We start from the raw sequence: 13665 nt of genomic DNA, 5'->3' as shown, positions 1-13665 counted from the left end.
CCGCGATGCAGCACGCCGTACGGTCACGAGCAGCGATCCGCACCGGGCTGACGCCCGTTCCACGCCCGCGGACACCCGGCGTCACGTCGTTGATCGACGCCGACGCCCTGCGTGTCCTGCACCGGGCCGCCCGCGCCCTGCTCGACGACCTTCCCGACCTGACCGACCGGCTGACGGCCCTGCTGCGGGAACAGGAGCCCGCGTACCGGACCGCGCTCGCGAAGGACCCCGCCGCCACCTGGCAGGAGGCCCACCGCTCCCTGCGGCACAGCGTGGCCTCCCTGCTCGACCCGCGCGGCGCCCGGGACGCGGCCCGCCGCTGCTCCTGGCGGATCGGCGCCGCCCGCGCCGAGCAGGGGCTCCCGCTGGACGCCCTGCTGCACGCCTTCCGCCTGGGCGGCTCGCTGGTGTGGCAGCGGCTGGTCGAGGAGACGTCCAGGGCCGCCCCGGAGGACGTGCGGCTCCTCGTGCACGTGGCCGCGGACGTGTGGAACTTCGTCGACGAGCACTGCACCCTCGTCGCGGACGCCTACCGGCAGACCGAGTGGCAGATCGGCCGGCGCCGCGAGAACCGGGCCCGGCTGCTGGCGGCCGGGCTGCTCGACGGCACCGGCCGCATCGCCGACCTGCCCGAGGCCGCCCGCGCCCTCGGCCTGCCCGAGCAGGGCCGGTACGTCGTCGTCGCCGTCACCGGCGGGCCGCCGGTCCGGTCCGCGGCCGCCCGCGCCGCCGCCGTACCGCCCGGGAGCCACGTCCACTGGCACGCCGAGGCGGAGGTCGACTACGGCATCGTCCTGGTCGGCGCCCGCGAGGGGCTCCCGGAGACGCACGAACCCACCATCGCGCCGCCCGTCCCCGTCCCGGGGCTCCGGATCGGCGTCGGCAGCCCGGTCGACGGACTCGCCGCCGTCGGGGACGCCCGCAGGCTCGCGGACACCGCCCTCGCCATCTGCCCGGCGACGGGCGGCACCGTGCGGCTGGCCGACCAGCTCCCCGCCGCCCTGGTCGTCTCCAGCCCCGAACTGGGCCGGGCCCTCGCCGAGAAGGTGCTCGGCCCCCTGCTCCGCCTGGAGCCCGCCGACCGCGAGGTGCTCCTCGACACCCTCACCACCTGGCTCGACTGCGACGGCGGCCCAGCGTGCCGGTGAGCGCCTCTACTGCCACCGCAACACCGTCCTCAACCGCCTCCGCCGCTGCGAACAACTCACCGGCCGCTCCCTGGCCCGCCCGGCCGACGTCGTCGAGTTCAGCCTGGCCCTGACGGCCCGACGGGTCCTGCACGACTGAGCGGGGGCGCGGGGCGCGACGTCCCCGCGAGCACCGCGGCCACCGGACCGCCACGGCATGCCCCTGTCCCTCCCACCGGCACCCTCGGCGGCCCCGCGGCTGTGCCGTCGAGTCCGGCTCGGCCGTGACGATCCGGCGGCGGGCGGCACACGGCTGGGCGGCGGGACGGGGCGAGGCCCGTGAGCGTGAGGGCCGCAACGGGTGCGTTACCGGGCTTCCTGCCCCTCTCGTCCCCGGCTCCGGCTGCCGGGGCGGCGGACCGTGTCCCGTGGGGCAACCGGGGACCGCCGGTGCCTGGTGGGTGATCCCGCTCGGAGCCGGGCCGGCACCGGCCTCTGGGCATCCGCACAGACTCGCCGCCTCCCGACTGGGACACCGCAGCGACCCTGCCCGGGACCCCTGTACGGCCCCCGGTGCCCGTGCTGTCGTGAGCTCCCCCCTTCACCCGTCACCGTGCCGTTCCGGCCCGGTCCCAAGGAGCCGCGATGCCCGCAGCACGACCGGACGGCGCGCCCGCGCTGCACGTCGAGAGCCTCGACGTGACGTACGGGCGCGCACTGTCCGCCCTCCGCTCCGTGTCCCTGACCGTCCCGCACGGCGCCGTCGTCGCCCTGCTCGGAGCCAACGGCGCGGGCAAGACGACGCTGCTGCGGGCCGTCTCGGGCACCCTGCGTCTGCACCGCGGCGCGATCACGGCCGGCCGCGTCCGCTACGGCGACACGGTCCTGGACGGCCGGGACCCGGTCGCCGCCGTACGCGCCGGAGTCGTCCAGGTGCCCGAGGGCAGGCGGGTCTTCGCCGGACTCACCGTCGACGAGAACCTGCGGGCCGGCGGGCTCGGCCTCAACCGGCGGGCCCCGGCCCAGGTCCGCGAGGCCAGGGACCGCGTCTTCACCCTGTTCCCGCGGCTCGCCGAGCGCACCCGCCAGGCCGCCGGCCTGCTGTCCGGCGGGGAGCAGCAGATGCTGGCCATCGGCCGCGCCCTGATGGCGGCGCCCCGGCTGCTCCTCCTCGACGAACCCTCGCTCGGGCTCGCCCCGATGATGGTGGACCGCATCGCCGAGGTCGTCCGCGAGATCAACGCCCAGGGCACCGCCGTCCTCCTCGTCGAGCAGAACGCCGGCATGGCGCTCTCCCTCGCCGGACAGGCCCACGTCCTGGAGGTCGGCGAGATCAGGCTCTCCGGCGCCGCCGCCGACCTCGCGCGCACGGACGCCGTACGCCGTCTCTACCTGGGCGAGACCACCGACGGCGCCGACGGCAAGGGGGCCGCGTGACCACCCCCGCCGCCGCACCGCCCGCGCTGGAGGTGAGGGGCGTGACCGTGCGCTTCGCCGGTCTCCTCGCCCTCGAGGACGTCTCCTTCACCGTCGCCCCCGGCACCGTGCACGCCGTCATCGGTCCCAACGGCGCCGGCAAGTCCACCTGCTTCAACGTCCTGTCCGGCCTCTACCGCCCCACCGCCGGTTCCGTACGGCTCGGCGCCGCCGAACTGACCCGGCTCGCCCCGCACCGGATCGCCGCCCTGGGCGTCGCCCGCACCTTCCAGAACATCGTCACCACCCAGGGCACCGTCGCCGACAACCTGATGCTCGGCCGGCACGCCCTGTCCCACGCCGGGTTCGCCGCCAGCGCCCTGCGTCTGCCACGCGCCCGGCGCGAACAGCGCGAGCACCTCGCGAAGGCCCGCGAGATCGCCGAACTGACCGGCCTGGCACCCCACTTCGACTCACCCGTCGCGCTGCTGTCCTACGGCGACCGCAAACGCGTCGAACTCGCCCGCGCCCTCTGTCTGGAGCCCCGTGTCCTGCTGCTCGACGAACCCGTGGCCGGCATGAACGCCGCCGAACGCACCCGCATGACCGGGGTGGTCCGGGAGATCCGCGCCGAACTCGGCCTGTCCGTCGTGCTGGTCGAGCACGACATGGGCCTGGTCATGCGGCTCGCCGACGAGGTCACCGTCCTCGACTTCGGCCGGGCCATCGCCCACGGCACCCCCGACGAGGTCCGGCGCCACCCCGAGGTGCTCCGCGCCTACCTCGGCACCACCACGGGGGAGGACGCGGCATGACCGGCTTCCTCGACAGCCTGTTCAACGGCCTGGCTCTCGGCTCCGTGTACGCCCTGATCGCCCTCGGCTTCGTCACCATCTTCAAGGCATCCGGAGTCCTGAGCTTCACCCACGGCTCGCTGCTGCTGCTCGGCGGGTACCTCGTCGCCGTCCTCCACGACGACGTCGGCTTCGCCGGGGCGCTGGCCGTCGCGGTCCTCGTGACGGCGGCCGTGGCCGGGATCCTGGACCGGCTGGTGCTGCAACGCGTCGGCGGGACCGACCCGCACGCCGCCCACGTCCAGACCATCGTCACCATCGGCATCGACATCGTCCTGGTCACCGACCTCGCCCGGCGCATCGGCGGCGACCTGCTGCCGCTCGGCGACCCCTGGGGCTCCGCCGTGACCGACCTCGGCCCGGTGACCGTGGCCGACAGCCGCGTCGCCGCGATCCTGGTGTCCGCCGTCGCCATCGCCGGCGCCTTCGCCCTCTTCCGGTTCACGCCCTGGGGCCTGTCGCTGCGCGCGGCGGCCGAGGACCGCGAGGCCGCCGCCCTCATGGGCGTACGGCTCACCCGGGTGCGCACCGTCGCCTGGTGCCTGGCCGGGGGGCTCGCCGCCCTCGCCGCCGTCTTCCTGGTCGCCTTCCCGGCGCCCGGCCTGGAGCGCACCACCGGGCAGATCGCGCTGAAGGCCTTCCCGGCCGCCATCCTCGGCGGCATGACCTCCCCGGTCGGCGCCCTGGTCGGCAGCATGCTGATCGGCCTCACCGAGGCCTTCGTCGCCGGCTATCAGTCCGACCTGCACGTCCTCGGCGAGGGCTTCGGCGACGTCGCGCCGTACGCGGTGATGGTGCTCGTCCTGCTGGTGCGCCCCGCCGGACTCTTCGCGGCCAAGGGAGCGGCCCGTGTCTGACCTGCGCCCCCTCCTCAAGCGCGGCCCGCTCCTGCTGTGCGCCCTGCTCCTGTGCGCCCCGCCCTTCTACCTGGACGCCTTCTGGCTGCGCATCGGCCTGTTCTCCATGGCCGCGGCCATCGGCGCCGTCGGGCTCGGCCTGCTCAGCGGCACCGCCGGACAGCTCTCCCTCGGGCACGCCTTCTTCCTCGCCGTCGGTGCCTACGGCTACGTCTGGCTGGCGGGCGAGCCGGGCCCCGGGCTGCCGCCCGCCGTCGCCGCCGTCCTCGCCGTACTCCTCGCCGGGGCGGCGGGCGGGCTGTTCAGCCCCGTCGCCGGACGCGTGAAGGGCATCTACCTCGGCGTCGCCACGCTCGCCCTGGTCTTCCTCGGCCACCACCTCCTGCTCACCGCCGACTCCGTCACCGGCGGCTTCAACGGCCGCTCGGTGCCGCCGCTGGAGCTGGGCGGCTTCACCTTCGCCGAGTCGGACCCGGAACTGACCGTCCTGGGCGTGCCGTTCGGCGCCGAGGAACGCCTCTGGTACCTGGGACTCGCCCTGTTCGCCGTCACCTGGTTCACCGCGCGCGGCCTGCTGCGCGGACGCCCCGGACGCGCCCTGGCGGCGCTGCGCGACAGCGAGACCGCGGCGTCCGTGATGGGGGTGCACGTGGCCCGGTACCGCTCGGCCGCGTTCGTCGTCTCGTCGATGTACGCGGGCCTCGCCGGCGTCCTGCTCGCGCTCTCCTTCCGCCGCGTGGTGCCCGACTACTTCTCCCTCGCCCTCTCCGTCGACTACCTCGCGATGATCGTCATCGGGGGGCTCGGCTCGGTGGCCGGAGCCACCGCCGGAGCCGTCTTCGTCACCGCGCTGCCCCTGCTGATGACCCGCTACGCCGACCAGCTGCCCCTGGTGGCGGCGCCCGGGTCCGGCGGCGGCTCGATCGGCCCGACCGAGGCGTCCCGCTACCTCTACGGCGCGGCGATCGTCGTGATCCTCCTCTACGCCCTCGACGGCCTGCACGGACTGGCCCGCCGCACCCGGGCCCGCCTGCGCCGCCGCCCGCCCCGCACCGGACCGCCCGGCACCGGGCCCGCGCCCGGCCCCAGCACCACCTCCGACACGACCGACACCACCGCACGAGCCAAGGAGCACACCCCGTGAACGTCACGCACCCCAGGCCCCGCACCGCCCGGACCGCCGCCCTGGCCGCGGCACTGGCCGCCGTGCTGCTCGCGGGCACCGCCTGCAGCTCCAAGGCGGACGGCGGGAGCACCGACGACGCCGCCGACGGCGTCAGGTCCGGCCCCGGAGTCACCGACAAGACCATCAGACTCGGCGCGCTGACCGACCTCACCGGCCCCTACGCCACCCTCGGCAAGAGCATCGTGCAGGCCCAGCAGATGTGGGCCGACGAGACCAACGCCGCGGGCGGCATCTGCGGGCGCAAGGTGGAGATCGTCGTCAAGGACCACGGCTACGACGTGCAGAAGGCGGTCACCGCCTACGCCGACATCGCCCCGGACGTCGTCGCCCTGCCCCAGGTCATCGGCTCTCCGGTGGTCGCCGCGCTGCTCGACGACATCGAGCGGGACCACATGCTGACCTTCCCGCAGGCCTGGGCGGCCAGCCTGCTCGGCCGGGACTCCGTCCAGGTCCTCGGCACCACCTACGACCTCGACATGATCGCCGCCGTCGACTTCCTCACCCGCACCAAGAAGATCGCCAAGGGCGACACGATCGGTCACGTCTACTTCGAGGGCGACTACGGCGCCAACGCGCTGGAGGGCTCCGAGTGGGCCGCCGAACAGGCGGGGATGAAGGTCGCCGGGCAGAAGATCAAGGCCACCGACACCGACCTGACCGCGCAGGTGTCCGCGCTGAGCAAGGCCGGGGTGAAGGCGATCCTGATCAGCGCGGGCCCCGCCCAGACCGCCTCCCTCGCCGGCGTTGCCGCCGCCCGCGGCCTGAAGGTGCCGATCGTCAGCAGCGCGCCCGGCTACGCCCCGCAGCTCCTCAAGACACCCGCGGCGCCGGCGCTGGAAGCCATGGTCCACGTCGTCAGCGCCGCACCGGCGGTCAGCTCCGACCTGCCGGGCGTCAAGAAGATGGTCGCCTCCTACCGGAAGGCGTACCCGGGGGAGCCCGTCGACTCCGGCGTGCTGTCCGGATACAACGCCGCCCAGCTGACCGGCGCCGACCTGAAGAAGGCCTGCGAGGGCGGCGGCCTCGCCCGTCAGGACGTGGTCAAGGCGCACCGTTCGCAGAAGAACGCCGACACCGGACTCGGCACCCCGCAGAACTTCACCTACGTGACCGCGCCGGCCAGCCGGTCCACGTACGTGCTGAAGCCCGACGCCAAGGCGGTGGGCGGCCTGGTCGGTGTGGAGGAGGCGCACAAGGCGCCCGGAGTGGACGCGTACCTGGCCGCCCGCGGCTGACCCGTTCGAGTGGCCGTCAACTGGTTTGTGCCGCAACCGGGTTGACGGCCACATGATCCGGCCTCTGGTTTGGCTGACCACTAGGTCTTTAAGATGTACTGTCTGTCATGCCAGTCCAGTTGGCGCCGGTACGGAGCTGGGGGAACGATGCAAGCCGACAAGCAGCTGTCCACGGAGATCGACGCCAACGTGCCGACAGCGGCACGTATGTACGACTTCTACCTGGGCGGCAAGGACAACTACGCGGCCGACCGCGAGGCCGTGGGCGAACTCGACAAGGTCGTCCCCAGCACGCGTCGGCTGGCGCTGAACAACCGGCGCTTCCTCCAGCGGGTCGTCCGGGTCCTCGCCCAGGACTACGGCATCCGTCAGTTCCTCGACCACGGCTCCGGCCTGCCCACGCAGGACAACGTGCACCAGGTCGCCCAGCGCATCGCCCCCGAGTCGCGCGTCGTCTACGTCGACAACGACCCGATGGTGCTGGTCCACGGCCGGGCCCTGCTCGACCAGAACGACCAGACCGCCGTCATCCACGCCGACATGCGTGCCACCGACGAGATCTTCTCCCACCCGGAGACCCAGCGTCTGATCGACTTCTCGCAGCCGGTCGCCGTCCTGTTCAACTCGGTGTTCCACTGCATCCCGGACAGTGACACCGACGGGCCCAAGGCGGTCGTCCGCCGGGTGACCGAGCGGCTGGCACCCGGAAGCTACGCGGTGATGTGTCAGCTGGTCAGCGAGGACGCCGAAGTGCGGAAGTTCGTCACGGACTTCATGAACCAGGCGACGCAGGGCCACTGGGGCCGGGTGCGCGAGCCCAAGGACGTCGAGGCCCTCTTCGAGGGCATGGACATCCTGGAACCGGGTCTGGTGGAGGTCTCCACCTGGCGCCCGGACACCGAGGTGGCGCCGCGTCAGCTCAGCGACGAGTGGATCGAGTTCGGCGGACTGGGTCGTCTGCGCTGACCGGACGGGCCGAGTCGATCACGGTATGACGGAGGAGGGGCCACGCGCGGTGCGCGTGGCCCCTCCTCCGTGCCGTGCCGCTACTTCGCGGGGTAGCGCGTCGCCATCGTCTCGCGCAGCCGCTCCACTGACTCGCGCGGAGTGAGCGCCTCGTCGGCCAGCCGGTCCAGCGCGACCCGGTACTGCTCGGTCTCGTCCCGGTCCTCGAGGAAGTTGGCGCTCCCGATGTGCTCCAGGTAGACCACGTCCGGCAGATCGGCGCCGCCGAAACGCAGATAGGTGACGGGGATCGCCGGCGCCGACGCGTTCGTCACGTCCAGCGGCACGATCTGCAGCGTCACATGGGGCCGCTTCGCCATGGTGACCAGGTGCTCCAGCTGTGCGCGCATGACCTCACGGCTGCCCAGCACGCGCAGCAGGACCGACTCGTCGATGACCGCCCACAGCTGCGGCGCGTCCTTGCGCTCCAGCAGCGCGGCCCGGCGCTTGCGCAGTTCGACGCGGCGCCGGACCTCCGCCGTGGGGGCGTTCGGCAGGCCGCGCTCGACCACTGCCTCCGTGTAGTCCTCGGTCTGCAGCAGACCGGGGACGTACTGGATCTCGAAGGTACGGATGGTCGCCGCGGCCTCCTGGAGGCCGACCAGACGGTCGAACCACTCGGGCATCAGGCGCTTGTCGTACCGCTGCCACCAGCCCGGTTCGCCCGCGCGCTGCAACAGCTTGAGCAGGACCGAGGCCTCGTAGGCATCGGTGCCGTACCGCTCGAGCAGCGCACGGACGTCCTTCTCCGAAGGGGGCCTGCGGCCCTTGCCCGACTCGATGCGCGAGAGCTTCGCGCCGCTGAAGCCCAGGTCGCGTGCCGCCTGGTCCTGGGAGAGGCCGGCATCCTCGCGGAAACCCGCCAGCTGCACGCCGACGAGCATCTTGAGCAGAGTCGGAGCCGGCTCGGCGCGGTCCAGATAGGGTTCGAGACGGGAGATGCGATGCGACGTGGCGGACATCCTGGCTCCCAGCAGACCGGCAGACTTGAAGGAAAGACTATCTCATCCCCTCGGTGCTCGCCGCATCCGCCCGTGGAAATCGGGTAGTTGGACTCCGCTTCGGGCCGCCGCGTCGCCCGGTCTACAGCAGGTGGTCGAACTCGCCCTCCTTCGCCCCCGCCAGGAACGCGGCCACCTCCGCCGGGGTGTACACGAGCGCGGGGCCGTCGGGGTCACGGGAGTTGCGCATCGCGATGCCTCCGTCCACGAGGGCGACCTCGACGCAGTTGCCCTCGGCGTTGCTGTGCCGACTCTTCTTCCAGCAGGCGTCCAACTGGCTGGCCTGCACTCCGTTGCGCACTGGTGGCACCGCGGTCTCCTTGCTGTTCGGGGGGAGCGGACCGAGTCGTGCCGGTCCCCGAGCGCCCCCATCCGATTTTTTTCGCGCAATTTCTCGTGCAATTGCACGCGAGCGCTCTCAGCGTGGATAATAGCCGTGGCGTCAACCCTCCGGTTGAGGTCCCTTTCTGACGTCGCATCAGGGAGATGCAGTGCCGTCACCTGCGCATCCAACGCTCCGGTCGCCCGGCGAACCCGTGTCGGAGGCAGGCGCGACGAGTCGCTCCGCAGGGCTCCCGCACGCGGGGCGCCCCGCCCTCGGCGGCCCCCCGGCCGCCGTGGCGCTGCGCGTCGCGTGCAGCGGGGCCGGGTTCGCCCGGGCCCGGCGCTTCACGCGGGACACACTGCGCGCGTGGTCGCTCGACCACCGCGGTGACGACGCGGCCCTCGTGATCACCGAACTGATCGCCAACGCCGTGACGCACGCGGTGCCGTCGGCCGCGGCCGGCGCTCCGGAGATCAGGCTCGGACTGGCCCTGGGCCCCGGCGACCTGACGCTGACCGTCTCCGATCCCGGGGACAACATGCCCGTGTTCAACCCGTCCGACGGCTCCGCACTCCGGGAGCACGGACGCGGCCTGTGCATCGTCGACGCCCTCGCCGAGGAGTGGGGCTGGACCCCGCGCCCTCCGGCGGGCAAGACGGTCTGGGCCACGTTGTCGACCCGCCCCCTCACCTGACCCGACTGCCGCGGAAGGGCCCCACACCATGCGCAGCGCTCCGACACCCGAGCCGAGCATCCAGCGCAGCGACCGTCAGACGTCGCCCGGCTCCCCCCGCACCACCGCCCTGCTCGCAGGACTCGACGGAGTGCCCTGGAGCGACATCCAGGACTCCACCGGTTCGGCGGCGGCCATTCCCAGGCTGCTGCGCAAGGTCGCCCGGGGCGACGCCGAAACCGCCCGTGCCGCCCTCGGCGACCTGCGCAAGCGCATCTGCCAGTACGGCTTCGTCGTCGAGCAGGCGACCGCCGCCACCGTCCCCTTCCTGTGGGAGCTGGCGCAGCGGCCCCAGGTGAGCTGCCGGGCGCAGATCATCCAACTGCTCAAGAACATCGCCGACGCCCGGCAGTGGGAGACCACCGCCACCGCCTACCCCAAGCTGCTCAACCACCGTGAGAACCCGGTGGCCTGGGAGCGCGCGGCGCGGCAGGCCGTCCGCGCCCGGCGGGACGGCCTGGAACGGCTGCTGGCCGAGGACGACACCGAGATCACCCGCGCCACCACCGAACTCGCCCGCACCCTCGGCGACTGAGCCCCGCGCCCCCGAAGACCGGGACCCGCGCCCTCCACGGGGGAGAAGGCGCGGGTCCCCCTTCCAAGGCGCGGAACGGTGTGGCGTACTCCAGGCCGACCGGGTAGGAAAGCGCGGGAAGCAAGCGCTTGCCCCACTCGGTCACCAGGAGGACCACGCCGATGGCGTCGTCGATGGAAAAGCCGCTCGATCACCGCTACCGGGGCGAACACCCGATACGCACCCTCGTCTACCTGTTCCGCGCCGACCGCCGCCGACTGGCCGGCGCGGTCGCCGTCTTCACCGTCAAGCACAGCCCCGTCTGGCTGCTGCCCCTGATCACCGCGGCCATCATCGACACCGTCGTCCAGCACGGTCCCATCACCGACCTGTGGACCAGCACCGGGATCATCATGTTCATCCTGGTGGTCAACTACCCGCTGCACCTGCTGTACGTGCGCCTCCTGTACGGCAGCGTGCGCCGCATGGGCACCGCCCTGCGTTCCGCGCTGTGCACGCGCATGCAGCAGCTCTCCATCGGCTACCACTCGCGGGTGAGCGCGGGCGTCCTGCAGGCCAAGGTCGTCCGGGACGTGGAGACGGTGGAACAGATGGTGCAGCAGACCGCCGAGACCGGACTCGGCGCGTTCACCGTGCTCACCGGCGGCCTCGTCATCATCGCCGTGCGCACCCCGGAGTTCCTCCCCGTCTTCCTCGTCGTGGTCCCCGCCGCCTCCCTCCTCGTGGCCCGCCTCCGCGCCCGGCTGCGCACCCACAACGAGCACTTCCGCCACGAGGTCGAGACCCTGTCCTCGCGGGTCACGGAGATGACCCGGCTCATCCCGGTCACCCGTGCCCACGGACTGGAGGGCAAGGCGCTGCGCCGCATGGACGGCACCCTGGACCGGCTGCTGACCTCCGGGATGCGCCTGGACCTGGTCAACGGACGCTTCGGCTCGCTGTCCTGGGTCGTCCTCAACGTGGTCGGCGTCCTGGTGCTGGCGGGCGCCGCGCTGGTCTCGTACTACGACGTCTGGGGCGTCACCGCCGGCGACGTCGTGATGCTCAGCGCCTTCCTGACCACCCTCACCAACTCCACGACGACGCTGGCGGGCCTGGCCCCGGTCATCACCAAGGGCCTGGAGTCCGTCCGTTCGGTCGGCGAGGTGCTCCAGGCCCCCGAACTGGAGGACAACGAGGGCAAGGCGGAGCTGACCTCGCTGCGCGGAGCCGTCGCCTTCGAGGGAGTCGAGCACCTCTACGACAGCGACGGGCGGCCCGCGGTCAGCGACTTCACCCTCCGCGTCGAGCCGGGCGAGACCATCGCCCTGGTGGGCGCGTCCGGCGCGGGCAAGTCCACCGTGCTCAACCTGGTGATCGGCTTCCTGCGGCCGACCTCGGGCCGGCTGCTGCTGGACGGCGTCGACATGAACACCCTCGACCTGCGCACGTACCGGCGCTTCGTCTCGGTGGTGCCGCAGGAGTCGATCCTGTTCGACGGCACGATCCGGGAGAACGTCGCCTACGGCATGGACGACGCCGACGAGGAGACCGTGCGCGCCGCCCTGCGCGACGCCAACGCCCTGGAGTTCGTCGACCGGCTGCCGCACGGCCTGGACACCCTGGTCGGAGAGCACGGGGCGCGGCTGTCCGGCGGGCAGCGCCAGCGCCTGGCCATCGCCCGCGCCCTGATCCGGGACCCCCGGGTGCTGATCCTCGACGAGGCCACCTCGGCCCTGGACACCCGCTCGGAGGCGCTCGTCCAGCAGGCGCTGGCCCGGCTGCTGCGCGGGCGCACCACGTTCGTCGTGGCGCACCGGCTGTCCACGGTGCGCGGTGCGGACCGCATCGTGGTGATGGGCGACGGCCGGATCCAGGAGACCGGCACCCACGAGGAACTGCTGGCCGGCGGAGGGGCGTACGCGGCACTGCACAGCGGCCAGGTCGCCTGAGCGCGTCCGCGCCGTCCGGATCCCAGGACCGTGAAGCCTGAAGGGGGAGGTGCTGAAAGAAGGGGCGGGATCCGGTCAATCGCGAGCAGGGGTGCCCATGGTGCGATTGCGGCGAGGGGTTCGGGGCATACGCAGCGAAAGTCGAGAGAGGGGCGCTTCGTGCTGGAACCGGACCCGAAGGTCGTCAGAGAGTTGCTGACGCGGTACGCGTCGTTGAGGATCGCTCAGGCGGAGAGGCCCCGGCACGCGACGGTGCGGGAGCTGACGGACGTCAGTTACACACTGTGCGTGATGATGGCGACCACCAGCGTCCACGACGCGGTGGCGAAGGCGGACGCGCTGCTGCTCGCCAAGGGGCGGACGGCGCCGCAGGCGCGCCCGGTGGACGCCAACGGGGAGACCGGGCTTTCGCTGGCCGTGTGACGGTGCCGGACCGCGCCGCGCGGCCTACGAGGTCCCCGGCGACACGGGGGTCTTCGCCCGGAAGGCGGCGCGGTAGGCGTACGGCGTGGTGCCGACCACGCGGCGGAACCGCTCGCGGAACGCCGTGGGAGAGCCGAAACCCGCCTGCCGGGCGATCCGTTCGACGGAGTGCTCCCCGTTCTCCAGCAGGTACTGGGCGCGTCGCACCCGCGCCCGCAGCAGCCACTGCAGCGGAGTGGTGCCCGTCTGCTCGCGGAACCGACGGCTGAAGGTGCGCTCGCTCATCCCCGAGCGCGCCGCCATGGCCCCGAGGGTGACCTCCTCGGCCAGATGGTCCTCGATCCACCGGAGGAGCGGTTCCAGGTCCGACCCCCGCGGCACGGGTGGATGCTCCTGCACGATGAACTGGGCCTGCCCGCCCTCCCGTTCCAGTGGGACGACGCACATCCGGGCGGCGTGCGCGGCCACGGCCGATCCGAGGTCCCGGCGGATCATGTGCAAGCACATGTCCAGACCGGCGGCCGCGCCCGCCGAGGTGAGGATCTGCCCGTTGTCGACGTAGAGCACGTCCGGCCGCACGTCCACCCGGGGGTACCGGCGGGCCAGTTCCGCCGCGGCGATCCAGTGGGTGGTGGCCCGCAGCCCGTCCAGCAGCCCGGCCTCCGCGAGCACGAAGGCGCCCGCGCACACCGAAGCGACGCGCGTCCCGGCGGCGGCCGCTCGCCGCAGGGCGCCGAGGACGCGGTCGGAGGGCGGAGCGGACTCGTCGGAGCGACCCGGCACGATGACCGTGTCGGCGGTCTCCAGTGCCTCCAGGCCCCTCTCGATCCGCAGGGCGAGGCCTTCGGTGCGGACCTCGGGCGACTCCGCGCACAGAGTGACCCGGTAGGGGCTGCGGCCGTCGGGCAGCCGCGTCCAGTCGAACGCCTGCATGGGCACCGCCATGTCGAACGGCACCACGTCGTCGAGGACCAGGATCGCCACCGAGTGCATGGGGGCCACCCTAGGCGGATTCCCGCCGGTCGCAGAAGCCCGGG

At 72.9% G+C, this 13665-nt stretch carries 13 protein-coding genes and 1 pseudogene; 11 read left to right on the top strand and 3 right to left on the bottom strand.

The genetic code is table 11. The features are described from left to right. The first annotated feature begins 5 nt into the window (after nt 1-5). The 7 genes and pseudogenes from ACZ56V_RS24370 (at nt 6) to ACZ56V_RS24340 (ending at nt 7641) form a co-directional block, all read left to right on the top strand. Nucleotides 6-1287, top strand: a pseudogene (locus ACZ56V_RS24370) (PucR family transcriptional regulator). Between the two features lie 485 nt (nt 1288-1772). Further along, complete coding sequence (locus ACZ56V_RS24365; protein WP_468945171.1) at nt 1773-2564, top strand: ABC transporter ATP-binding protein; 792 nt, start codon at nt 1773-1775, stop codon at nt 2562-2564. Next, nucleotides 2561-3358: an ABC transporter ATP-binding protein gene (locus tag ACZ56V_RS24360; RefSeq protein WP_468945168.1), complete on the top strand. Its 798-nt coding sequence runs from the start codon at nt 2561-2563 to the stop codon at nt 3356-3358. Before ACZ56V_RS24365 ends, ACZ56V_RS24360 begins: the two co-directional genes overlap by 4 nt. After that, entirely contained in the window at nt 3355-4254 is a 900-nt protein-coding gene (locus ACZ56V_RS24355) for a branched-chain amino acid ABC transporter permease (protein ID WP_467379903.1), read from the top strand. Before ACZ56V_RS24360 ends, ACZ56V_RS24355 begins: the two co-directional genes overlap by 4 nt. After that, on the top strand, nt 4247-5398 hold the full coding sequence (locus ACZ56V_RS24350; RefSeq protein WP_468945163.1) for a branched-chain amino acid ABC transporter permease: 1152 nt from the start codon (nt 4247-4249) through the stop codon (nt 5396-5398). Before ACZ56V_RS24355 ends, ACZ56V_RS24350 begins: the two co-directional genes overlap by 8 nt. Continuing rightward, entirely contained in the window at nt 5395-6675 is a 1281-nt protein-coding gene (locus ACZ56V_RS24345) for an ABC transporter substrate-binding protein (RefSeq protein ID WP_398908478.1), read from the top strand. Before ACZ56V_RS24350 ends, ACZ56V_RS24345 begins: the two co-directional genes overlap by 4 nt. Before the next feature lie 147 nt (nt 6676-6822). Then, nucleotides 6823-7641, top strand: a complete 819-nt coding sequence (locus ACZ56V_RS24340) for an SAM-dependent methyltransferase (RefSeq protein WP_398908480.1) — start codon at nt 6823-6825, stop codon at nt 7639-7641. Nucleotides 7642-7721: 80 nt separating this feature from the next. Here the strand turns inward: ACZ56V_RS24340 and ACZ56V_RS24335 are convergent, their stop codons facing one another. Both ACZ56V_RS24335 and ACZ56V_RS24330 read right to left on the bottom strand, forming a co-directional pair. Then, entirely contained in the window at nt 7722-8642 is a 921-nt protein-coding gene (locus ACZ56V_RS24335) for a helix-turn-helix domain-containing protein (RefSeq protein WP_356371907.1), read from the bottom strand. Between the two features lie 121 nt (nt 8643-8763). Further along, nucleotides 8764-8991, bottom strand: coding sequence for a DUF397 domain-containing protein (locus tag ACZ56V_RS24330; protein ID WP_356371906.1), 228 nt, complete (start codon nt 8989-8991; stop codon nt 8764-8766). Nucleotides 8992-9217: 226 nt separating this feature from the next. On the opposite strand from ACZ56V_RS24330, the gene ACZ56V_RS24325 reads away from it, so the two are divergent. The 4 genes from ACZ56V_RS24325 (at nt 9218) to ACZ56V_RS24310 (ending at nt 12628) form a co-directional block, all read left to right on the top strand. After that, nucleotides 9218-9700 (top strand): ATP-binding protein, encoded by a 483-nt coding sequence (locus tag ACZ56V_RS24325; RefSeq protein WP_398908483.1) that lies wholly within the window; start codon nt 9218-9220, stop codon nt 9698-9700. Nucleotides 9701-9728: 28 nt separating this feature from the next. After that, entirely contained in the window at nt 9729-10274 is a 546-nt protein-coding gene (locus ACZ56V_RS24320; RefSeq protein ID WP_198601889.1) for a hypothetical protein, read from the top strand. Between the two features lie 161 nt (nt 10275-10435). Then, on the top strand, nt 10436-12205 hold the full coding sequence (locus ACZ56V_RS24315) for an ABC transporter ATP-binding protein (RefSeq protein ID WP_467379908.1): 1770 nt from the start codon (nt 10436-10438) through the stop codon (nt 12203-12205). A gap of 159 nt (nt 12206-12364) precedes the next feature. After that, nucleotides 12365-12628, top strand: coding sequence for a DUF5133 domain-containing protein (locus ACZ56V_RS24310; RefSeq protein WP_398908487.1), 264 nt, complete (start codon nt 12365-12367; stop codon nt 12626-12628). A gap of 24 nt (nt 12629-12652) precedes the next feature. Here ACZ56V_RS24310 and ACZ56V_RS24305 read toward each other — a convergent pair whose 3' ends face one another. Next, nucleotides 12653-13621, bottom strand: coding sequence for a GlxA family transcriptional regulator (locus ACZ56V_RS24305; RefSeq protein ID WP_468945154.1), 969 nt, complete (start codon nt 13619-13621; stop codon nt 12653-12655). Nucleotides 13622-13665 lie beyond the last annotated feature (44 nt).

It is taken from the genome of Streptomyces sp. NPDC034099, assembly GCF_055575415.1.
This window is presented reverse-complemented; position numbering and strand designations above follow the sequence as displayed.

What these genes read in the sequence shown, in the direction of transcription:
- ACZ56V_RS24335 (WP_356371907.1), bottom strand. Translation starts at nt 8,642, where the DNA reads ATGTCCGCCACGTCGCATCGCATCTCCCGTCTCGAACCCTATCTGGAC.
- ACZ56V_RS24305 (WP_468945154.1), bottom strand. Translation starts at nt 13,621, where the DNA reads ATGCACTCGGTGGCGATCCTGGTCCTCGACGACGTGGTGCCGTTCGAC.
- ACZ56V_RS24355 (WP_467379903.1), top strand. Translation starts at nt 3,355, where the DNA reads ATGACCGGCTTCCTCGACAGCCTGTTCAACGGCCTGGCTCTCGGCTCC.
- ACZ56V_RS24315 (WP_467379908.1), top strand. Translation starts at nt 10,436, where the DNA reads ATGGCGTCGTCGATGGAAAAGCCGCTCGATCACCGCTACCGGGGCGAA.
- ACZ56V_RS24365 (WP_468945171.1), top strand. Translation starts at nt 1,773, where the DNA reads ATGCCCGCAGCACGACCGGACGGCGCGCCCGCGCTGCACGTCGAGAGC.
- ACZ56V_RS24320 (WP_198601889.1), top strand. Translation starts at nt 9,729, where the DNA reads ATGCGCAGCGCTCCGACACCCGAGCCGAGCATCCAGCGCAGCGACCGT.
- ACZ56V_RS24340 (WP_398908480.1), top strand. Translation starts at nt 6,823, where the DNA reads ATGCAAGCCGACAAGCAGCTGTCCACGGAGATCGACGCCAACGTGCCG.